Raw genomic sequence first — 21135 nt, 5'->3', positions numbered from 1 at the left:
TTAATCCTGCTCTAATCGGGTAAGAAAGTTCAATGTACTTTCCTTGTCCCACCATATTGTATAAAAGTGGAAATCTTCCTGGTTGTTATTTATTACATGATGCTCAGAGTCTAATGGAATAAGAATTAAATCCCCTTTGGTGACCGGGAAATCTTCGTCATTTATTCTTATAATGGCATTACCTTGGATAACAATAAATAATTCATATTCATTGTGGGAATGGCGGAAACTTTTGGTTTCTGGTCGTACAATACACCATGCACCCCCAAATGGCGTATTTAGCCCCTCCCACGGTAAAAGTCTTGAACCGTCCAGATCATATTCATGAACCATTGAATCCCAATCCATTTTACGAATAATATTCATCATACACCTTCCTCTAAAAGTTGAAATTCATTCATATAGGCTCGAAATGTATTTCGAAGAATCTCTATGGCTTCTTCAATGGTATCACTACTCACATTGAGTGGCGGAAGAATACGTAATACCGTATCGTTTCTGCCACCTAATTCTGTTATTAATCCTCTATTTAAGGCTATTTTTTGAATATGTTTTGCCGTTATTTCACATGCTTTACCTGTACTGGTGTTAAGAATTTCAACACCTAGCATCAAGCCTTTACCACGAATTTCACCAATGATGTTAAAATTATTTTTCAACGCGGCGAGATGCTTTTTAATTTGTATTGATCTCTGTTTGACATTCTCTAATAAATTATCACGCTTTATTATTTCAATAGCTTTTGTACCTGAGGCGAATGCCAACTGATTTCCTCTAAATGTGCCAATATGAATACCTGATGTCCAATTATTGAAATCTTTTTTATAGAACATAAGGGAAGAGGGTAATCCTATTCCACTGGTGCCTTTTGAGGTAACAAATATATCAGGCTCAATACCGTACTGTTCAAAAGCATACCAGGTTCCGGTCCTGCCGCAACCGGTTTGGATCTCGTCAATAATAACCGGAATAGAATACGTTTTTGAAACACGGATAATACTCTCTACGAATGATTTTTGTGCAGAATAAACGCCACCTTCACCTTGAATAAGCTCCAGAATGATTGCGGCAATATTTCCTAACCCAGAGTTTGCATCATTTAAGGCGGATTCAAGATATAATCCGGCATCAAGATGATCTGAATTGAGTACCCAACTTTCCGAGGATTGAGATTCTGAGCCATAGGGGAAAAAATGGACGCCCGGCATTTTTCCCAGAATATTTTTCTTCATACTTCTATTGCCAGTAACGGCAATAGCGCCATGAGTACATCCATGATAGCCACCCCTGAAACTAATAATTTCTTCGGCCCCGGTAGCTATTTTTGCCAGCTTAATGGCTGCTTCAATGGCATCCGCACCTGTTGGCCCACAAAAATGTATTTTATATTTGTTGCGCAGGCTTTCAGGTAGCATACTTAAATGCGCCTCGGTAAAAAGTTCTTTGGCAGGTGTGGGAAAATCCAAGCCCAAACAGAGTTTTGATACTTGTGCATTGACTTCGGCAATTAATTCAGGATGAGAGTGTCCCAGAGGTAAAGAGCCGGCACCGGATAAAAAATCAATAAATACATTACCATCGATATCCTGAACATAACAGCCATTGCCTTTTTCTAGCGAAATCTGAATCCTTTTAGGGTATGACACGGCACTTGATTCTTGCTCTCGCTGTTTTGCTAATGCGATTTTTGAAAATGGACCTGGTATTGTGGTGTGAATATTAACCTTATTCATTTTAAGCCTCGATTTTATTTTTATTATGAATAGATTTTTTAATTTTTATATTTTTTTCGATAGAATCAATAATGTGCTTGGATCTAATTGAAACTAAACTTAATGAGCCGGCATCACCTAAGCCGTGTGAAGATTCACATAATCCGTTTAGATAAATGCCTATATCGGTAGCATTGATCAGATCTATCTTATAATCCCTGTTGATGATGATCCCGTTATAGCTATTTTTACTCATTAATGGATAGAGTTCTGCCAGAAGAGGTGGACAGATTTCCTGATATTCTTCCCTACCAATATCTTTAAAACCTGTGGCGGAGACAACCATATCGACATCTATTTGATATGTTTCTTCTAAACCATGATTTTTTACTATTTGTAATGAAATAATGGAATCTTTCACGCTAGATTCAACAATATCCGCAGAGTTATGAATTTTGATTTTATGCTGACCAAAATATTTATCTCTATAGATAGTCCGATAAAGTTCATCGAGAACATCACCATCGGAGGCGGAATAATTTGTCAGATTTAAATCTCTTTTTAATCTCGCTTTATGCTCCTCTTTACTGTTGAAAAATGTGTCTACAAATTCAGGAAAATAGACTTCGCCTGTAAATGGCGAGGTATCTTTCAGTCGGTAGCCAAATTTCCTTGATACACCGTGAATTTCAAGGTGAGGAAATTTGTCTGCTAAAAATATCATGATTTCGATGGCAGATTGACTGCCACCGACTACCGCGATACTTTTTATTTTCCCACTGGAAATATGATTAATAATTTTGTTAAATTCTGCACCGTGAATTAAATGGTTATGGTCAAGTTGTCGCAGAGATAAAGGAATATAGGGGGTTCTTCCTGTTCCGACTATCAGGTTTTTACATTGATAGGTTTCTCCTCCGTCTGTTTTGACTTCAATGAGTGTATTTTCCCCATGATAATTATCAATAATTTTCACGGATGTTATCGATGTTGAATAGCGAACGACTTTATCAAAATGTTTGGCCGCCCATTTGATATAGTCGCGGTATTCATAACGATATGGAAAATATAATCCCAAATTTAAATGTTCAAATAACCTGTTATTTTCAAACAGGTAATTGATGAATGAGTAGTGGCTTTTGGGGTTTCTTGGTGTCGCAAGATCCCGTAAAGGGTGGTTTTGGATATCAGAGTTTGTTAATAACAGCCCGGCCTGCCATTCGCATGATGGCTCTTTTTCAAAGAAAAGCACTTTTTTATGGGGTAATTCTTCCTCCAGTGTTATAGCTAATGAAATATTGGATGGCCCAAATCCTACGCCTATGATATCGTATTCCACCTGGTTCATGTAAAATTCCTTAAATATTTAAATTTTTATTAGTAATAATTTTTTTATTTTTTTAGATAAAAGCAGGTAATACTTCTTCGCCGATTTCTTGAATAACCTCTTTCGGCGGCCTTTTGCCATACTGAATGCCAAGAGCCGCGTGATTAACCCCGACTTCTTGCCACTCTTCCAACAATTCAATCAGCCCCAGGCGACCGGTTTTCAGGGTAAACCCGCCATTCGTGGGGGTTCTGGGATAATATTTATCCTCAACTAAATCAATCCATTCATTAGTTAAGTGCGGTTTGAACATATTTCTAGGGATATTTTGTCTAAATTCGCTAATATTCTTACCGAGTCTGGCGACGCCCTCTTTATTATGGGTTTGAATAGGATAGGTAAACCATCCATCCGAATTTTCCGCGATCCATTTAATATCTTGTTGCCCACGCCCAGTGACTATCAGAGGGATAAAATCATTGACCGCCTTGGGTATTAGGCGTAAATTCCCATCAATATAACCTAATGGGCTATTAATGGTGCGATTGTTGTTATCCAACAGCGCTCTGAACATATTGATTGATTCGACAAACCGCATCCCTTTTTCATTATAAGGTATGTTATAGGCAGGGAATTCTGACATTCTGTCTCCTGCGGCGACACCCAGTATTAACCGGCCATTTGATAATTGATCAATAGACGTTGCTTTCTTGGCTAAATCGATGGGGTGTCGCAGTGTAAATATGGCACTGCCGAAACCGATGGCGATTTTGCTGGTTAATGCGGCTAGCCAGGCGGCATAGACAAATGGATCGAAGCCCTGACCTATATCGCCAAAATTGGGATCGAACAGCGGGATATCTCTCAGCCAAATGGCGGAAAAGTTTTGTTGTTCGATTTCACGAATGAGATCGATTTCAGGTTTAATATCAGCTTGTTGATTTAACGCTCTGAGAGGTAAAAACATGCCGATGCTGATTTTGTTCTCCTTGAATAAATTGGTATACGTCTTATGCTTTGAATAATTGAACATAATAAATCCTCAATGCTATTTTAACTTTTAGCTGACTTGAATAATTATTTCAGTTATTAATAATTATCAAGAAGCTAGCATTAAAAGTAAGTGAATTAAAGCTATATTATTTAAACGCCAACCGTAGTTTTTCTAAATTTGCATGTCTTATTCTGTTTACATTTACCATTTTCCCGTATGGGTGTTGAAGTTCAGTTTTATATATTGATATCTGTAATTGGCATGGTAGTATCTTTGTCATATATACCTGTTATTTTTCAAGTTGCCGCTTTGTTGGCTGCACTCACTCACCCCGGTCACATCGTTATCTATGCTTCCGGGGATTCGCTCCCTTGCCGTCGCGATGCATCTTGGAATCCATAGGGTATAGAGGACATACAGTGCACACTGGAGAATAAAATATGAGTTCTATTTTGCCTCTGTTAGCTCTCAGAGCTTTTACTGAAGTTGGTCGGCGGGGCAGTGTTAAAGCTGCGGCGGCTGCAATGGGCGTATCTCCTGGGGCGGTCAGTCAACAGATTCGTATTTTGGAGGAGAGAATTGGTTTTGCGTTGTTTTTAAGAACGCCTAAAGGTATAAAGCTTACTGCTAAAGCAGATCGGGTTTATGAGACGTTATTACTTTCGTTTGATAATATTGACAAATCTATTAAGTCTCTTAAAGCAATGCAGTTCGAACATAAAGTCTCTATAAATACCACTTCGTCATTCGCCGCATCGTGGCTGATTCCCAGACTAAAAAATTTTAATGAGAAATACCCTAATATTGAAGTTAATATAGAAGCTTCCAATGAATTGGTAGACCTAAAAAGAAGTTCTACAGACATTGCTGTGCGGCATGGGCTTGGTAATTACCCAGGTTTAATATCCACCAGGTTAATTGCACCGGTATTAATTCCTGTGGGTACGCCGGAACTTTTAGGATCAGGACCACCGATAAAACATGTGGAAGATTGTCTGAATTATCCTTTGTTACAGGATTCAGATAGATCTGATTGGCATTTGTGGTTAAAAGCACACGGAATTAATGAAGAGGCGAAAGTAAGACAGGGCTCCAGTTTCGAAGATGATTTTTTGCTGGCTCGCGCCGCTTTAACCGGTCAGGGTTTAGCATTGGTGCCCGAATTTTGTGTTGAAGAGGAATTGCGTTCTGGCCGGCTCAAAGTTGCACTAGAAAAAAAATGGCCTTCCCGATTTGCTTATTATGCGGTGACATTGCCGGAAACCCTGTTCCGACCTGAAATTGTTAATATTATTGATTGGCTTGTTGAGCAGTCTAATTTGTCTGACGATTGTGTGGAGTAATGTTCATTAGTTTGGAACCAATCTGAGTCATTGTGATATGTCATCGTGGTTTTTCACGATTAATTAATCCACAAGAAGATAAATAGCTTTCTTGCGTACTTTTATGTTCGTATTGATGTTCGCATTCTTTACTGACAATACAATAAATCAATAAATGTAATTTATGCGTGTAGAAATGAACACCGTGATATTCATTTCCAATTTCTGAGAATTAATGGTATTTTCATTTACTTAGCGGTATATACCCTATGGATTTCAAGATGCATCGCGGCGGCAAGGGAGCGAATCCCCGGGAGCATAGATAACTATGTGACTGGGGTGAGTGAGTGCAGCCAACAAAGAAGCAACTTGAAAGATGACGGGTATAGAGAGAAATTGAATGCCGACTCTCTATCGGTAATATTTTAAATGCGAGTGATATTTTAGCAGTTAAATTATTAAGCGTTTGTCTTGAGGGGAGAGAGATACCCTATGGATTTCAAGAGGCATCGCGACGGCAAGGGAGCGAATCCCCGGGAGCATAGGTAACTATGTGACCGGGGTGAGCGAGTGCAGCCAACAAAGAGGCAACTTGAAAGATAACGGGTATAGAGATGATCTACTTATACACTGATAGTTCACCAAATGGTTATAAGATCACAATTGCTTTGGAAGAGTTGGGATTGCCATACACATTAAAGCATGTACGAATTGAAAAGGGTGAAAATAGAGAGCTTGAGTTTTTACAGTTAAACCCTCACGGGCGTATACCTGTACTTGTTGATGAAAGTACTGAGACGACCCTTTTTGAATCGTCGGCGATTCTGCTTTATCTGGCATCGAAAACTCAGCAACTGTTGCCGGAGGATTTTAAAAGCCGTTGGGAAGCGATTACATGGCTAACATTTCATTCTTCCAGCGTCGGGCCAATATTAGGACAACGGGTTCATTTTGAATTATTTGTAACTGAAAAAAATCATATGGCTATACAACGATATCGTCGCTTAACGGAAGAGGCTTTCTCTACGCTGAATAAACGGCTTAGTGATCGCCCCTTTTTCGCCGGAGATGAGTACTCCATTGCTGATATTGCTAATTTTGGCTGGACCCATATCGCCAGAATTATTGACTTTGATTTTAGTCATCATGAATATTTAAGTGCCTGGCATGATCGTATTGCCTTGAGGCCCGCAGTACAGCGTGGGATTATGATACCGGAGCCGGCAACCGGCCCTTAAATGGCAATGCCCGACAATAGGGAAAGGAATTGTCATGCCTTTGAAGATCGATTTACCTAAAATCAATTCTATACCCTATGGATTTCAAGATGCAGCCAACAAAAAGGCAATTTGAAAGATAACGGATATATTTCGGAGGAAATTGTTAATGTCTAGAACTGGTGAGGAATATATTGAAAGCTTGCGTGATGGAAGAACTATTTTTCTGAATGGAGAAAAGATCACTAATCACGTGGATCACCCTGCTTTTCGGAATGCAATTAGAACCGTAGCTTCACTTTATGATTATCAGGCAGCACACGCTGATCAGATGACGTTCGAAACGCCTAGTGGTAAACGCGTTGGTTTATATTGGGAACTTCCTAATACCCGAGAGAAATTAATTGCCAGAGGTGAGGCTGCGTATGCCTGGGCAATGCAGAGTTGTGGTTGGTTAGGTAGAAGCCCAGATCATGTTTCTGCTGCTCTGACCGGAATGATGACTTACCTGGAAGTCTTTGAGGAATATTCCAAGGATAGGGCCGAGGCGTTAAAAAATTACTATTCATATGCCCGTGATAAAGATATTTATTTGGCTTTTACATTAGTCAATCCACAAGGTGATCGATCCAAAACGCCCAGTGAACATATAAAAAACGTCTTTCATACTCTTGGTGTATTGGAGGAGAAACCGCAAGGAATAATTGTTCGCGGGGCAAAGATGTTAGGAACAGCAGCCGTCCTTGCAGAAGAAGTTGTTGTTGGCGTATTTAATCCACTCAAAGAGGGCGTTGATGATAAATATGCACTGTCTTTTGCATTACCGTTGAATACTAAAGGAATAAAAATTCTTTCCAGAAAATCCTATGAAACAGGCAGTAATAAATTTGATTCCCCTTTAGCGCATCAGTTTGATGAGAATGATGCTGTCATTTATTTCGACGATGTTTTTGTTCCGTGGGAAAGAGTTTTTATTTATAAAAATACGGATATGTGTCGCCGACAATTTCAGGCAACTGGCGCTGATGTTTTAATGGATGTTCAAGGTATGGCTAGATATGCCGTTAAGCTGCATTTCTTAACGGGTTTGGCTCATCAGCTTACTGAAACTACAGGCGTCAATGAGTTTCCTGCCGTTCGTGAATCATTAGCTGAGCTTGCTTGCTGTGCCACTAATATTGAAGGGCTGTTTCGTGGTTTAATTAGCAATCCTGATCGGCATAATGAGTACTATATTCCCAATCGATTACAACTATATGCTTGTCAGGTTGTATTGCAGTCAACTTATCCAAAGGTGATAGAAAGCATCAGAAAACTTTCAGGTGGTGGTGTGATTATGTTACCGTCAAATTATATTGACTTAGCAAATCCAGAAATCCGTGACTTAATAGAAAAAACACAATATTCAACGCTACTGCCACCCATTGAACGTGTGAAATTACTGAAATTAGTGTGGGATGCTATCGGTTCTGAGTTTGCATCACGTCATACTCAATATGAAATGTTCTATTCAGGAGCGCATTATGTTGCTCTGTCTCGTCTATATGATCAATATGATTGGGATTTTGCTAAGAATATGAGCCGAGGGATTTTAGATTCTATTGATGTTAGTTGAGTTCTGTATTTAATTCAGATGCAACTAACTTGTTTTATTTTTATCAAATTTGAAGTGGCGGGATAGATTATATCCCGTTTTTTTGTTATTTAATCTTTTAAAAGATGAGATGATTTGACCAATATCATTTCAGCATGTTAAATTATTTCATCATGTTAGAGAATCATTTCTCTGAAAGGTTTTAACCTATTTATATATTGTTAATGGAAGTTAATACACAATTTATAGTAATTGTTCTTATTCTTAAATAAAGATTTAGTGCATGATTTGCCGCGTTAAAAAAATTGAATACCCATAATCAACAATTAAAAAAGAGAAAAAAATGAAAATAAACATAATGATATGTGCTCTTATGGTTTCCTTTAATGTCTTTGCTTCTCAGTGTCACCAAATAAAATTTCAGCAAGATCAGCAAACAATAACTGGGAATTTTAATTCTCAGAGGGGAGCGTGTATTGAGTTTAATATTCAGCCTGAACATTATGTACGTGGATCGGCATTGGGTATGCAGAAATTGGTGGTACAGAAGGGTAATCAACAACATATTCGTACGCTATTTACTGATAACCCGGTGGATGCTCGTCAATCAATTGGCTTTACCGTTCCTCAGGTAGGAAAATATCGGTTGGCAGCCAAGGGCAAAGCTGGGGAACCGTGGCAGCTTACATTGTCATTTCCATCTTATATTCCCAAGGATAATGATTATCGGCAGCAGCCAGAAAGTTTGCGTCTGAAACAACTTCAAACTGAAATCGCACAAGGAAAAGGCACCCATGCTTTCTGGCGGGAAATAACCCGCAAGGGTACGCCGTTAATTGAAAATTATGATGATAAAAATAAGCGAGTCACTTTCCTGTGGCGCGGCGCAAAAGCGAATGTCTTTATTCTGGGGGCACCGAGTGGTGATCATGATCCGATGTCACATTTAGCTGGTACTGATGTTTGGTTTCGCAGCTATATCGTTCCGTCAGATACCTTGATGCAATATAGATTGGCACCGGATTTGCCGCAAGTCGAAGGCACGGCTGACGAACAGCGTAGGTCGATTTTAATTACGGCACAGGCCGATCCGTTGAATAAAAATGTCGTGCCGACTGTATCAGAGGATATGTTTAACCATGATTCATTGTTGGCACTAAGGCCAACGTTATGTGATATCGCACAATTTAAACAATTGACTCTTCAGGGAGCGACTAAGCTTCATCAGCTTGAAAGTAAGATTTTGGGTAACAGTCGAGAAATTGCGATTTATCAACCAGTTACTCTGATGAAACAGCCTGCTATGTTGGTGCTGTTTGATGGGAAGATTTACCGTAAACAGTATTATATTGATAGATTTTTCGATTCCCTGATCGAACAGGGCAAGATCCCTCCTATGTATGTGGTGTTTATTGATAGCCTGGATAGTGCACGTCGAGGTCAGGAATTACCACCTAATCCTAATTTTGCTGCATTTATGGCGAGTGAGTTAATACCGTGGCTGGCTGCTCAGGGTATTAAAGCACCGGCAGAGCGTACCATTATTTCAGGTTCCAGTTATGGTGGATTGGCATCTTCATGGGTGGCATTTAATCATCCTGAGTTGTTTGGCAATGTTCTCAGTATGTCTGGTTCATATTGGTGGGCTCCTCAGGGAGAAGCGCCTGAATGGTTGATCCGTGAGTTTGCTAAAGCAGAGAAAAAACCACTGCGTTTCTATTTACAGGCAGGATTATTTGAAACCAATCGCGGGGAATTGGAAGGTATTTTATATAATAATCGCCGCATGAAACAGACGTTATTACAGAAAGGTTATCTGGTTGAATCCAGTGAAGTTTCTAGTGGTCACAATTACATTTCGTGGTGTGAAACTTTGTACTATGGAACACGGTCGTTAGTAACGAAATGGTAAGTTAATTCTATTTTCTTCACATAATTGTCACATAGTTTCTTTAGTATCCCTTTATCAGATAAAGATAATTTTTACTCCGATTACGTTTTAATAAGGAAACCTTAATGTCAAACAAGTATAAGAAAAGTTTGGTTGCAGTCATGGTCTCAACCTTAATTTCAAGTGTCAGCTTACCGGTATCGGCGGCTGATGATCAAAATGCAAATCAAATTATGGCGGAAGGTCGGGCAGTAAAAGGTAATATTACGGAATTTGGTGGTGCTCGCCGTATGACTCAAAACCAGACTGAGGCATTAAAAGCAGCGATAAATAATCATAAAGCTAAGAACGTTATTTTGTTTATTGGTGATGGTATGGGGGATTCTGAGATTACTATTGCCCGTAACTATGCAGAAGGTGCGGGTGGATTTTTTAAAGGAATTGATGCCTTGCCGTTTACGGGTCAATACACTCACTATTCTCTGGATAAAAAGAGTCGTAAACCCAACTATGCGACGGATTCAGCCGCTTCTGCCACAGCTTGGGCTTCTGGTGTAAAAACCTATAATGGCGCGTTGGGTGTCGATGTGTTTGGCAAAGATCACCTAACTCTGCTTGAGCTGGCAAAAGCGAATGGTAAAGCAACAGGCAACGTAACGACGGCTAGAGTGCAGGATGCCACGCCAGCAGCACTGTATGCGCATGTCACTGACCGTGGCTGTTATGGTCCGCAAGAGACGATAAAAAAATGTCCAACGAATGCGCTAGAAAATGGCGGGCGTGGTTCGATCACTGAGCAATTATTAGTGGCTCGTGCTGATGTCACATTAGGTGGAGGCGCCAAGATTTTCGATCAGAAATCGGTTGCTGGTGCTGGCAAGGATAAAACGTTGCAACAGCAGGCACAGGAACAGGGTTATCAGTTGGTCAGGGATGCTAAGTCACTGGCATCCCTGACTAGAGCAGATCAGAAAAAACCGCTATTGGGTCTGTTCCATGAAGACAATATGGACATTGCTTGGGAAGGACCTAAAGCCGTTTATCACGGTAATATTGATAATCCCCCAGTGACTTGTAAAGTCAACTCGAAACGGAATCCTGATGCGCCGACGTTGGCACAGATGACGGAGAAAGCCATTGATCTGTTAAAAGAGAATAAGAATGGTTTCTTCCTGCAAGTGGAGAGCGCTTCGATTGATAAGCAGGATCACAAAGCTAATCCTTGTGGACAGATTGGAGAAACCGTCGTATTGGATGAAGCGGTACAAGTTGGTTTGAAATATGCGCGTAAACACGGCGATACATTAGTGATTGTCACGGCTGATCATGCTCACTCCAGCCAGATTATTGAAGCACATATAAAAACTCCGGGGCTGACTCAGGCATTAATCACGAAAGATGGTTCGGTGATGGCAGTTAGCTACGGTACTTCTGAGGGTAAGGAACAGGAACATACGGGTACTCAGCTACGAGTGGCCGCTTATGGTCCTCAGGCAGCCAATGTTGTGGGCCTGACTGACCAGACAGATTTGTTCTTCACGATACGTGATGCGATGAAGTTAAAGTAATTTTTGGGTGGTTGGGGAATAAGTGGTTGAGGAATAAAGAGTTAAGGCCGGATATTCTCTGGCCTTAATTTTTTGTTGATAAAAAGGCAATATAAATTGCAGATAAAATTTTCAGCAAAACAGTAATCCAAGGGAAATATATACCCTATGGATTTCAAGATGCATCGCGACGGCAAGGGAGCGAATCCCCGGGAGTATATGACTGGGGTGAGTGAGTGCAGCCAACAAAGAGGCAACTTGAAAGATAACGGGTATAGGTGTTGTTTGATGGCCGCTTTTTGTGTTTATATTAGATAGGATTCATAATGTTCAGAGGTGAATTGATTTATGCCACCGTTAATATTAAGGTTATTACCAATAATACTTATCATTGGAATGGTTCCATCATTTATAGAAGTTGATATTACTTTGCCAGCATTTCCCCAAATGCTAAATTTTTTTTCTGCAACTGAATCGGCAGTGCAATTTACTTTAATAGTAAATTTCTTAGGGTTATGTATATTCACGCCTATTTTCGGCCCACTTTCAGAATCATATGGGCGAAGAAAAATAATTTTAATCGGCGCTACTCTGTTCTTTATTGGGAGCATAGGTTGTTCAACCGTGGTTGATCTTAATCAATTGTATTTATTTAGATTTATCCAAGGGGCAGGATGCAGTGCTATTTGGATTGTCGGGTTTATAATTTGTTCGGATACTTATAAAGATGAGGAATCAGTACAGGTTTTTGGCATTCTCAACGCGGCAATATCAATGGCCCTCATTATAGCTCCCATTGCCGGTTCTCTTATTGTTGCACATTATAATTGGAGATTTACCTACCATTTAGTGGCTTTACTGAGCTTTCTTTCTCTTATGGCTGTGTTCATCGTTCCTGAAACAAATCGTAATACGGTAAAGTTGAGTGTAAATAAGGTCGTCAAAAATTATTGCCAACTTATATTCAATACGCGTTTCTTAATATATTCTTTTACACCTGGGCTATTAGTATCTGCATGTATTGCATATGTATCTGTTGTTCCCTTTTTATATATAGATAAAATGGGAATGAGTTACTACATATTTGCAGTGCATCAAGCGATATTAGGAATATGTTTGGCGGTGGCTGGATTTTATTCAGGTGATTTGAATAGAAAGATTGGATCAGCGAATTGTATCTATTTGAGTATTATAATTTGTTTGATAGGTTGTGGTTCATTAATGATATTTAGTCATATTTATCCTGAATCTGCAATACTTTTTACACTGTCGATGGCCGTTATCTGTATAGGTTCTGCTTTTCAATATAGTATGGTGTTTTCTCGTTCTTTGGCGTTGTACCCTGAATTAGTTGGTTCAGCATCATCCTTATTAACTTTTTTTCGACTTATTTTCTTCAGTTTCAGTGTCCTTATTTCAGGATGGGCATTTACTGGAAAACTGTTTAATTCAGCAATTGTAGTATCATCAATAATTGCTATGGGGTTGTTATTTTCATTGTTTGTCTTAATTGATTTGCGAAACAATGTAGTTAATAGGAGAATTAATGATGAATCACATGTTAGCTGATTAAAGAAGAGCAGGTAACAGCCATAGTATTAGGTTGTACCGGCATGATGGGGATGTCAAAGTATTTATCCAAAGAGATGAAGGCTGTAGGAATGCCGATTCAAATAATTGATCCTACAGCAGTTGCATTGGGTTATTTACAGATGATGATAAGAGCTGGTCTTACCCACAGTCGTTTGGAATATCCAAAGTTGGATTTAAGAGAAAGGGAGATTAGTTGCATTAAGCGGCCTTCTTCTTAATTCTGTGTAATTGCCATCCCAATATTGAGTGCTTGAGTTAGTGCTTTGTAATATTTTCGAACCACGATTTTTCAACTCTGTAGTATGTTGAATCGGAATAGTTTGAACGGGTGTCACAAGATATTGATTTGATCTGCCAGATTAGCAATTGCAACTGACTTGTACTTCACGCTTTTTTGTATATGATATTGGTAATCATTATCATTTGTCTGGGTGCAAGTTATGATCAGGGTTAAAGACAGAGAGAGATCGCTTTTCTGGCAGGGTATCACCAGCTTGTGGGGAATAGGTTTATCTAGCTTAGCAGGTATGTTATTCGTCCTTGTCAATCCCGGAATTGAGCAGTTTAAAATTGGGGTAGTATTAGCGATGTTGCTGACGCTATTTATGCTGCTAAACCAGAAGTCACGCCATTTTCTATTAATACCATCAGGGTTTGCTGTGTTATGTGCCTTATTGGCTGGAGCATATCGACTGGGTTGTTTTTGACGTTTTATAGCAGAATAAATGGAGAGAAGTTCGATAAGAAAAACAGACAGATTGGTGCGAAAGGAGGGACTTGAACCCTCACGTCCGTAAGGACACTAACACCTGAAGCTAGCGCGTCTACCAATTCCGCCACCCTCGCAGGTACTGTCATTTTACTTTTTATTGCTTAATTTATATTTTATTGCCTAATTTAATATCGGCCGAATTCAATCAACGGCTGTCTGATTTGGTGCGAAGGGGGGGACTTGAACCCCCACGTCCGTAAGAACACTAACACCTGAAGCTAGCGCGTCTACCAATTCCGCCACCCTCGCAAATTCAGACATTATCAATCTGTTGATTGATAATACGGAGGCGCATTTTAGAGGTTTTGTAGCCGACGTCAATCATTATTTATACCCGTTATCTTTCAAGTTGCCTCTTTGTTTGTTATCAAAGATAACCTGTCCTTGAATCAAGGACAGGCTGAGTAAATTAGAATTTTTTTGTTGCCTGATAAACCTTGAATTTCCCCGTTTGAGCAATGACTTCATGAGTACCAAAAGTTTTATCCAGTAAATCGGGATAAGGGAGGAATGCGTTGGCAACAATCCGCAATTTTCCTCCGGGTTTGAGGTGCTTGGGAGCTTGGCGGATCAGATCATCGGTTGCCAGTAAACTGGTTTTTAATCCTTCATGAAAAGGGGGATTAGAGATAATCCAGTCGAATTTATCTTCAAGATTGGAATACATGTTACTGACAACAACGTTACCTTCCAGTTTATTGGCTTTTAAGGTTGCTTTACTGGAGGCAATCGCTGCTGCATTAACATCACTGAGAGTCAGTGCTAACTCAGGGTTTTTCTTACCCAATACCGCTGCCAGAACACCCGCACCGCATGCGATATCCAGTAAATTGCCGGAGAGCGGTTTGTCAAAGGTAGAAAGCAATAAACGGCTACCCACATCCAGTTCATCTTGGCTAAATACACCCGGTAACGTATTCACTATGACGTTTTCCACTTGATAACTGTTCCACCAGTTATCTTGTTCGAACTGCACTTCATGTTCTAACTGGCCGTAGAACAGGCTACAACGACGGGCACTATCGATTTTTCGAAACGTTGCCATGCCGTCCATCAGTTTATCTACACTACGTACTCCGCTACGGTTTTCACCGACAATGAAAATATTGATACCTTTTGGCAAAACAGAGAACAGGCTGCGTAATTGAAAGCGAGCTTCCTGCTTACTTTTAGGCCAGTAGTAGATCAGGGTGTCACAACCCTGAGTAAATGCTTTTTCGGCTACCAGGCCAAACCAGGCATGATCACCCAGAGTGCGGATCAGTGATTGCCAGCGATGATATTGGTTAGTGTGCACTCGTACACTGGCAGCATCAATTTGGGTTGCTAGTGTATCCTGGATATCACCGGCGAAGAGCAGGTGATGAGAGCTAAATTGCTCACGGTGACGTAAAATAACTTCACTGGCGGGGGTTAACGCAGACATTTGTCTATAAGCTCCTTCAATGGTTCTGTACTCAAGTATCAGATAGTGATAAATCTCAACCCAATATTGGCGCAGATCGTGGTCTCTGATAACATGTTACCGATTATTTTTTACAGCAGGTAAATAGATTATGGTAACCCGGCGCGACAGGTTATTAGCTCAATTGGGAATTACCCAATGGACTTTACGTAATCCGGCGGTTTTGCAAGGTGAATTAGCTGTTCACTTACCTGATACCACCCGTCTGCTGATTATTACTAACGACCACATTGATTTAAATCATTCATTATTAATAGATATTTTCACCGCCATGGGGTTGGATAAATCCTCTGTTTACTGCATTACAGCAAATAATGTTGCAATGTTACCGGAACAGGTTAAGTGCCCATGTTGGCTATTAGGGGTGGATATTACACTATCATGGCCGGGAATTTCTTTGAGAAGCCCGGCATTAAATGATTTATATTGTGATGGACAGGCAAAACGTTCTCTCTGGCAACAGATTTTTCAACATGAACAACATTTCTCTATTAACTCCCGCTGATCTCCCGTCCGCTTTTTTGGTTGAGAAAGCCAGTCACGCGTTCCCGTGGAGTGAAAAAACATTCTTCGGTAATCAGGGGGAGCGGTATTTGAATTATAAAATAGCGATTAATGAACAACTTATCGGCTTTGCCATAACCCAAGTGATATTAGATGAAGCAACCCTATTTAATATTGCTATTGATCCTGATCACCAAGGTAAGGGTTATGGTAAGGCATTATTAGCGTATTTAATATCAATTTTACCGGGTAAAGGTGTGCATACCTTATGGCTTGAAGTCAGACAATCGAATCATTCCGCTATTAGGTTGTATGAACAATCAGGGTTTAACCAAGTCTCTGTTCGTCGGCATTACTATCCTACTGCGACAGGTAAAGAAGATGCCATTATCATGGCGTTGCCGCTGTTTGTCTAATAAGTGCTATAAAATTGATTGATTGTTTATAACACCAATTTCAGCGAAAATGAGCGCCAATTTTTCATTCACCTACGGGTTTGGCAACCGTTCTCCTTGCGGGGAAGCGTCTGATGTTGAATACAAGCCCGTATATAAAGCAGAAGATTGTTATTAATGTCAAATTCCCCTTTTCAGCAGGAAGTCGCTAAACGGCGAACTTTTGCTATCATTTCTCACCCTGATGCAGGGAAAACGACGATTACTGAAAAAGTATTGCTGTTTGGGCAGGCGATTCAGAAAGCCGGTACGGTGAAAGGTCGTGGTTCAAACCAGCACGCGAAATCTGACTGGATGGAAATGGAAAAACAGCGTGGTATTTCCATTACCACTTCTGTGATGCAGTTTCCTTATCAAGATTGCTTGGTTAACCTGCTGGATACGCCAGGGCATGAAGATTTCTCCGAAGATACTTATCGTACATTGACGGCGGTTGACTGTTGCTTGATGGTCATTGATGCCGCTAAAGGGGTTGAGGATAGGACACGTAAATTGATGGAAGTGACTCGTCTGCGCGATACCCCGATTCTAACATTCATGAACAAGCTTGACCGCGATATCCGTGATCCGATGGAGCTGATGGATGAAGTGGAAAATGAGTTGAATATCGCTTGTTCTCCTATTACCTGGCCAATTGGGTGCGGTAAGTCTTTTAAAGGGGTTTATCACCTCTATCTCGATGAAATTTACCTGTATCAGACCGGAAAAGGGCACACGATTCAGGAAGTCCGCGCAATTAAGGGGCTGAATAATCCTGAACTGGATGCTGCAATTGGTGAAGATCTGGCTGAACAATTGCGTCAGGAGCTGGAACTGGTGCAGGGGGCTTCTCATGAGTTTGATCATCAGGCATTTTTGCAAGGTGAACTAACACCGGTATTTTTCGGTACTGCACTGGGTAACTTCGGCGTTAATCACATGTTGGATGGTTTGGTTAAATGGGCGCCTGCGCCGATGCCGCGTCAGACAGATGTTCGCGAAGTCTCCGCTCAGGAAGATAAATTTACCGGGTTTATCTTTAAGATTCAGGCCAATATGGACCCTAAACACCGTGACCGCGTGGCTTTCTTGCGTGTAGTGTCAGGTAAATATGAAAAAGGCATGAAGCTGCATCAGGTAAGAATTAAGAAAGATGTGGTGATTGCTGATGCGCTGACATTTATGGCGGGTGATCGTTCTCATGTGGATCATGCCTATCCGGGCGATATTATCGGTTTGCATAACCACGGGACAATTCAGATTGGTGATACCTTTACTCAAGGGGAAGATCTGAAATTTACCGGTATTCCTAACTTTGCCCCGGAATTATTCCGTCGTATTCGCTTGCGTGATCCTCTGAAACAGAAACAGCTCCTGAAAGGATTGGTTCAATTATCGGAGGAAGGCGCTGTACAGGTATTTCGTCCACTGGCAAATAACGATTTGATTGTGGGAGCCGTTGGTATTCTCCAGTTTGATGTGGTTGTAGCCCGTTTAAAAAGTGAATACAACGTTGAAGCCTTATATGAGCCGGTGAACGTCTCAACGGCGCGTTGGGTTGAGTGTCATGATGCTAAGAAGCTGGAAGAGTTTAAGCGTAAGAGTGAGCAGAATCTGGCGCTCGATGGTGGTGATAATCTGACCTATATTGCCCCAACGATGGTTAACCTAAATTTGACCCGTGAACGTTATCCTGACATCAATTTCCGTAAAACACGGGAACATTAATATTTTTAAGGCTAACAACAAGTTAGCCTTTTTCTTTACAAAAATATATGTAACACAAGAATAATTTATAATTTAGTCGGGTAAGATCAGTCTTATTTTATAGCACTTTGCTTTATTTTCCTGTTACTATTTCCTCGGTCTTTGCTGTATCGATGTGCTTATTTCCCGATTTAGCCTCTCAGCTATTGGGAGCGATAACCTGTTTTTAATTCTAATGTAGATTGTGATTCTGCTTAGATTACGATTCTACTTAGATACATTGTGTAAAGATGCATTGTGTAAAAACACCTGTGTAAAAACACACTGCGTAAAAGCATACTGTGTAAAAACGGTTTGAATGGCTTTATAGATTCAGAAATCTAACCGGCAATTAAGGAAGGTATAGGATGAAGAATGTTAAATTGGCCCACTTGTTGGTGGCTATTGCCTTGGGTACCGCTGTCGTTAGCAATAGTGTACTGGCGGAGGAGTCTTTTAAAAATAAAGCGACACAAGCACTCGACAGTGCTGGTCAGAAAATCGATGATTCAATGAAAAACATCGATGGTTATATGGGGGATAGTGCGACCACAGCGAAGATTAAAAGTGAGTTGTTGGCAGCAAAAGGGATCAACAGTCGTGATATCTCAGTAAAAACAGAGAGGAGAGTTGTCTATATTTCTGGTTTTGTGAAAAGCGAGAAACAATCCAGAGAAATTATAGAGATTATCTCTAAAGTGAAAGGGGTCAAGTCGATTCAAAACGGTCTGACCATAAAAAAATAATATATTTTGTTATGAGTGGTTGTTTTCCATTCAGATAATTTTACGTTGTACTAAACCGAATAGTACTAAACCGAATAGTACTAAACCGAATAGTACTAAACCGAATAGCACTAACCAGATATGCGCCCTCACCAGGGGTACTTTTATCAAAATATTGGCTATGTAGCACCATAATATAATGACGGATAATAACTTTCCAAGTTATGCTCTCTATCCGTCATTTATTTTTTTGGGGGCTGTGTGGGGAAACGTATACCGATAACGTTGGGAAATATTGATCTGTTATCCTATAAATATGAGTCGTCTATTAAATCTGGAAAGGTTGCACTGGTTTGTGAAGGTGGAGGGCAACGCGGCATTTTTACTGCGGGTGTGCTGGATGAATTTATGCGTGTTGAATTCAACCCATTTGATCTACTGCTTGGCACTTCGGCAGGCGCTCAGAACCTTTCAGCTTATATTTGTGGGCAGCGTGGATATGCCCGGCGAGCGATCAGTCGCTATACAACTCATCCCGCCTTCTTTAACCCTTTGCGTTTTGTACGTGGTGGTCATTTAGTTGATTTAGATTGGTTTGTGCAGACTGTTTCGCAGGAACTGCCATTGGATATCCCGACAGCTTTACGCAAATTCGAGGCTGGATGTGAGTTTTATATGTGCGCATGTCGTGCAGATAATTTTGAACCTACCTATTTTCAGCCTGATGAGAATAACTGGCTGGAAGTGAGTAAGGCATCAAGCGCCATTCCTGGGTTTTATCGCAATGGTGTGACGATCAATGGTGTTGTTTATTATGATGGTGGTATCAGTGATGCTATCCCAGTAGAAGAGGCGTATCGGCGTGGTGCGGATACCATCGTGGTGATCCGTACGGTCCCTTCACAGCTCTATTACACGCCTGATTGGATGCAACGAATGGAACGTTGGTTGGGAGATAGTGGTCTGCAAAAGATGGTACGGATGCTACAACAACATGCGAAAAGCTACCACCGCACCCAGAAATTTATTGAAAATCCACCTGATGATGTGCAGATTTTTGAAATTTATCCGCCTGCACCATTAACTGCCAGTGCGTTAGGCAGCCGTTTGCCAGCACTTAGGCGGGATTATCACCTTGGGCGTCGTTGTGGTCGCTATTTCCTGGCGACAGTGGGTCAATTATTTGTTGGTAATAAGTTTAATCTTGGTGATTGCTCCTCATCCTATCGGGAGAGGCTTCCCACTTCAAAGGCCGTCGCTGGTGCATGACAAGCACGATCAGGCTCAATTTGGCATATCGGACACTGCCCGTAGCGTTTGTTTAATCGCATTATCGCCAACACGATGATGACTTGATTGTTTTCCATGTTGACGTTTAAATGTTGGAAACTTCGCCCGCAGCTTCGGATTAAATTTGGATTAAAGAAGTCATCGAATGCGGTATTCCGATTAATAATCGCCTGTTGCAGCGCGATAGAATCATATTCCTTATCCCTCTGCCGGGCATCGAGCCCGGCGATAGAAAAGTTGAAGGCATCAATACCATTTTTGACGAAAATTATGGAGATACTTATGTCGCATTGGGCGAGCATCTGTCTTGAGCGATAAAGTGAGTTGTTATTACCGCATCTTACGCCACAATGGCATGATATTGGTCAACACATCAGGGGGAGGGCAAGGATCATTCACCTTTGCCATTTTCCACAAACCGGTATGGCTTTTACGGGCCGCATTATTGGACATGAAGACTTGATATAACGAGCCTGTATCGCCGGCATGATTATGGGTATCAAGAAAACCTTTATTTCCCCATCGATTATAGAGGGAGATATTATCGCCTTCTCTGAGGTTTGCATTTGGTGGTGTGGTTTCACAATAAATAACCCATTCTAATGCCGCTTTTTTGCGGATATCTGAAGTGTAGACTTGATGTATTTCGGTTAATTGTTCATTTTGATCCACCACATCATAATATCGTAAATAACCGCCATCACAGTAATACAGGTTGTGAAGTAAAATAATATCATTATTGATTATTTCACTGCCGACAGATTTTCCTGTTGCTGACTCAATTCGCCAGGCGCCGCCATAAATAGCTAAAGAAGCGTCTACAGTTACCACGCCATATTTTGTTCCGGGTTTATTACCGTTGCCAAATACACTGAGATACCCCCCGCTCCAGTTCTTGTAGCTGTTTAATATTGTCACGGTATCGCCATATTTAAGTACATTATCCATATCCATCATTTCCTCGGAAAATATGTTATTGCCTTTCAAACAACTGATACTTAC

General features: G+C 40.6%; 20 protein-coding genes, 2 tRNA genes and 1 pseudogene. 14 read left to right on the top strand and 9 right to left on the bottom strand.

What is annotated here, in order from left to right; translation table 11 throughout:
* The 4 genes from SLS51_RS04305 to SLS51_RS04290 are packed head-to-tail and all read right to left on the bottom strand — an operon-like array spanning position 1 to position 4072.
* Complete coding sequence (locus SLS51_RS04305; RefSeq protein WP_113026251.1) at positions 1-369, bottom strand: cupin domain-containing protein; 369 nt, start codon at positions 367-369, stop codon at positions 1-3.
* Complete coding sequence (locus SLS51_RS04300; protein ID WP_323835871.1) at positions 366-1733, bottom strand: aspartate aminotransferase family protein; 1368 nt, start codon at positions 1731-1733, stop codon at positions 366-368. The genes SLS51_RS04305 and SLS51_RS04300 overlap by 4 nt, the downstream gene beginning before the upstream one ends.
* 1 nt (position 1734) lies before the next feature.
* Positions 1735-3060, bottom strand: coding sequence for a lysine N(6)-hydroxylase/L-ornithine N(5)-oxygenase family protein (locus tag SLS51_RS04295; RefSeq protein WP_323835869.1), 1326 nt, complete (start codon positions 3058-3060; stop codon positions 1735-1737).
* 52 nt (positions 3061-3112) lie between these two features.
* Positions 3113-4072: an LLM class oxidoreductase gene (locus SLS51_RS04290; protein ID WP_323835867.1), complete on the bottom strand. Its 960-nt coding sequence runs from the start codon at positions 4070-4072 to the stop codon at positions 3113-3115.
* A 234-nt stretch (positions 4073-4306) separates the two neighbouring features.
* Here SLS51_RS04290 and SLS51_RS04285 point away from each other — a divergent pair, with 234 nt between their 5' ends.
* From SLS51_RS04285 to SLS51_RS04245, 9 genes are all read left to right on the top strand, one after another.
* Positions 4307-4435, top strand: a complete 129-nt coding sequence (locus SLS51_RS04285) for a hypothetical protein (RefSeq protein ID WP_323835865.1) — start codon at positions 4307-4309, stop codon at positions 4433-4435.
* A 38-nt stretch (positions 4436-4473) separates the two neighbouring features.
* Positions 4474-5376, top strand: a complete 903-nt coding sequence (locus SLS51_RS04280; RefSeq protein WP_323835863.1) for a LysR substrate-binding domain-containing protein — start codon at positions 4474-4476, stop codon at positions 5374-5376.
* 593 nt (positions 5377-5969) lie between these two features.
* The gene (locus SLS51_RS04275) at positions 5970-6593 is read left to right on the top strand and encodes a glutathione S-transferase family protein (RefSeq protein ID WP_011148356.1); all 624 of its coding nucleotides are present in this window, start codon (positions 5970-5972) and stop codon (positions 6591-6593) included.
* A 148-nt stretch (positions 6594-6741) separates the two neighbouring features.
* Positions 6742-8187, top strand: coding sequence for a 4-hydroxyphenylacetate 3-hydroxylase family protein (locus SLS51_RS04270; protein WP_323835860.1), 1446 nt, complete (start codon positions 6742-6744; stop codon positions 8185-8187).
* A gap of 322 nt (positions 8188-8509) precedes the next feature.
* Positions 8510-10078, top strand: coding sequence for an alpha/beta hydrolase-fold protein (locus tag SLS51_RS04265; protein ID WP_323835858.1), 1569 nt, complete (start codon positions 8510-8512; stop codon positions 10076-10078).
* Between the two features lie 104 nt (positions 10079-10182).
* On the top strand, positions 10183-11625 hold the full coding sequence (gene phoA / locus SLS51_RS04260) for an alkaline phosphatase (protein WP_323835856.1): 1443 nt from the start codon (positions 10183-10185) through the stop codon (positions 11623-11625).
* A gap of 327 nt (positions 11626-11952) precedes the next feature.
* On the top strand, positions 11953-13173 hold the full coding sequence (locus tag SLS51_RS04255; RefSeq protein WP_323835854.1) for an MFS transporter: 1221 nt from the start codon (positions 11953-11955) through the stop codon (positions 13171-13173).
* A gap of 44 nt (positions 13174-13217) precedes the next feature.
* Positions 13218-13415 (top strand): hypothetical protein, encoded by a 198-nt coding sequence (locus SLS51_RS04250; RefSeq protein WP_323835852.1) that lies wholly within the window; start codon positions 13218-13220, stop codon positions 13413-13415.
* Positions 13416-13637: 222 nt separating this feature from the next.
* Positions 13638-13904: a DUF1435 family protein gene (locus tag SLS51_RS04245; RefSeq protein ID WP_323835850.1), complete on the top strand. Its 267-nt coding sequence runs from the start codon at positions 13638-13640 to the stop codon at positions 13902-13904.
* 52 nt (positions 13905-13956) lie between these two features.
* Here the strand turns inward: SLS51_RS04245 and SLS51_RS04240 are convergent.
* The 3 genes from SLS51_RS04240 to rsmC all read right to left on the bottom strand — a co-directional run bounded on the left by SLS51_RS04240 (position 13957) and on the right by rsmC (position 15395).
* A tRNA-Leu gene (locus tag SLS51_RS04240) sits at positions 13957-14043 on the bottom strand.
* A gap of 88 nt (positions 14044-14131) precedes the next feature.
* A tRNA-Leu gene (locus SLS51_RS04235) sits at positions 14132-14218 on the bottom strand.
* Positions 14219-14378: 160 nt separating this feature from the next.
* Positions 14379-15395: a 16S rRNA (guanine(1207)-N(2))-methyltransferase RsmC gene (gene rsmC / locus SLS51_RS04230; protein ID WP_323835847.1), complete on the bottom strand. Its 1017-nt coding sequence runs from the start codon at positions 15393-15395 to the stop codon at positions 14379-14381.
* A 130-nt stretch (positions 15396-15525) separates the two neighbouring features.
* Here rsmC and SLS51_RS04225 point away from each other — a divergent pair, with 130 nt between their 5' ends.
* The 5 genes and pseudogenes from SLS51_RS04225 to SLS51_RS04205 form a co-directional block, all read left to right on the top strand.
* On the top strand, positions 15526-15939 hold the full coding sequence (locus SLS51_RS04225) for a DNA polymerase III subunit psi (protein WP_323835845.1): 414 nt from the start codon (positions 15526-15528) through the stop codon (positions 15937-15939).
* A complete protein-coding gene (gene rimI / locus SLS51_RS04220; protein ID WP_323835843.1) occupies positions 15908-16354 on the top strand; it encodes a ribosomal protein S18-alanine N-acetyltransferase in 447 nt (148 codons plus the stop codon). The genes SLS51_RS04225 and rimI overlap by 32 nt, the downstream gene beginning before the upstream one ends.
* Positions 16355-16510: 156 nt before the next feature.
* Complete coding sequence (prfC, locus tag SLS51_RS04215) at positions 16511-18100, top strand: peptide chain release factor 3 (RefSeq protein WP_323835841.1); 1590 nt, start codon at positions 16511-16513, stop codon at positions 18098-18100.
* Positions 18101-18486: 386 nt separating this feature from the next.
* Complete coding sequence (locus SLS51_RS04210) at positions 18487-18864, top strand: BON domain-containing protein (RefSeq protein WP_323835839.1); 378 nt, start codon at positions 18487-18489, stop codon at positions 18862-18864.
* A 240-nt stretch (positions 18865-19104) separates the two neighbouring features.
* Positions 19105-20019 (top strand): annotated as a pseudogene (locus SLS51_RS04205) (patatin-like phospholipase family protein); the annotation flags it as partial.
* Positions 20020-20066: 47 nt separating this feature from the next.
* Here the strand turns inward: SLS51_RS04205 and SLS51_RS24920 are convergent.
* Together SLS51_RS24920 and SLS51_RS04195 are read right to left on the bottom strand one after the other, a co-directional pair.
* Positions 20067-20435, bottom strand: coding sequence for a hypothetical protein (locus SLS51_RS24920; RefSeq protein WP_500690688.1), 369 nt, complete (start codon positions 20433-20435; stop codon positions 20067-20069).
* Between the two features lie 28 nt (positions 20436-20463).
* Positions 20464-21081, bottom strand: a complete 618-nt coding sequence (locus SLS51_RS04195) for a hypothetical protein (RefSeq protein ID WP_323835837.1) — start codon at positions 21079-21081, stop codon at positions 20464-20466.
* Positions 21082-21135: the final 54 nt, after the last annotated feature.

Origin of the sequence: Photorhabdus africana (genome assembly GCF_035181445.1) — a bacterium.
Classification (GTDB): domain Bacteria; phylum Pseudomonadota; class Gammaproteobacteria; order Enterobacterales; family Enterobacteriaceae; genus Photorhabdus; species Photorhabdus laumondii.
The sequence above is the reverse complement of the archived record's forward strand: the minus strand, read 5'-3'. Positions and strand labels throughout refer to the sequence as shown.

Coding starts and splice junctions, on each gene's coding strand:
- SLS51_RS04270 (WP_323835860.1), top strand. CDS start 6,742: ATGTCTAGAACTGGTGAGGAATATATTGAAAGCTTGCGTGATGGAAGA.
- SLS51_RS04195 (WP_323835837.1), bottom strand. CDS start 21,081: ATGGATAATGTACTTAAATATGGCGATACCGTGACAATATTAAACAGC.
- SLS51_RS04210 (WP_323835839.1), top strand. CDS start 18,487: ATGAAGAATGTTAAATTGGCCCACTTGTTGGTGGCTATTGCCTTGGGT.
- SLS51_RS04255 (WP_323835854.1), top strand. CDS start 11,953: ATGCCACCGTTAATATTAAGGTTATTACCAATAATACTTATCATTGGA.
- SLS51_RS04290 (WP_323835867.1), bottom strand. CDS start 4,072: ATGTTCAATTATTCAAAGCATAAGACGTATACCAATTTATTCAAGGAG.
- SLS51_RS04275 (WP_011148356.1), top strand. CDS start 5,970: ATGATCTACTTATACACTGATAGTTCACCAAATGGTTATAAGATCACA.
- SLS51_RS04295 (WP_323835869.1), bottom strand. CDS start 3,060: ATGAACCAGGTGGAATACGATATCATAGGCGTAGGATTTGGGCCATCC.
- rimI (WP_323835843.1), top strand. CDS start 15,908: ATGAACAACATTTCTCTATTAACTCCCGCTGATCTCCCGTCCGCTTTT.
- prfC (WP_323835841.1), top strand. CDS start 16,511: ATGTCAAATTCCCCTTTTCAGCAGGAAGTCGCTAAACGGCGAACTTTT.
- SLS51_RS24920 (WP_500690688.1), bottom strand. CDS start 20,435: ATGCTCGCCCAATGCGACATAAGTATCTCCATAATTTTCGTCAAAAAT.
- SLS51_RS04250 (WP_323835852.1), top strand. CDS start 13,218: ATGATGGGGATGTCAAAGTATTTATCCAAAGAGATGAAGGCTGTAGGA.
- SLS51_RS04300 (WP_323835871.1), bottom strand. CDS start 1,733: ATGAATAAGGTTAATATTCACACCACAATACCAGGTCCATTTTCAAAA.
- SLS51_RS04280 (WP_323835863.1), top strand. CDS start 4,474: ATGAGTTCTATTTTGCCTCTGTTAGCTCTCAGAGCTTTTACTGAAGTT.
- phoA (WP_323835856.1), top strand. CDS start 10,183: ATGTCAAACAAGTATAAGAAAAGTTTGGTTGCAGTCATGGTCTCAACC.
- SLS51_RS04265 (WP_323835858.1), top strand. CDS start 8,510: ATGAAAATAAACATAATGATATGTGCTCTTATGGTTTCCTTTAATGTC.
- SLS51_RS04305 (WP_113026251.1), bottom strand. CDS start 369: ATGATGAATATTATTCGTAAAATGGATTGGGATTCAATGGTTCATGAA.
- SLS51_RS04225 (WP_323835845.1), top strand. CDS start 15,526: ATGGTAACCCGGCGCGACAGGTTATTAGCTCAATTGGGAATTACCCAA.
- rsmC (WP_323835847.1), bottom strand. CDS start 15,395: ATGTCTGCGTTAACCCCCGCCAGTGAAGTTATTTTACGTCACCGTGAG.
- SLS51_RS04245 (WP_323835850.1), top strand. CDS start 13,638: ATGATCAGGGTTAAAGACAGAGAGAGATCGCTTTTCTGGCAGGGTATC.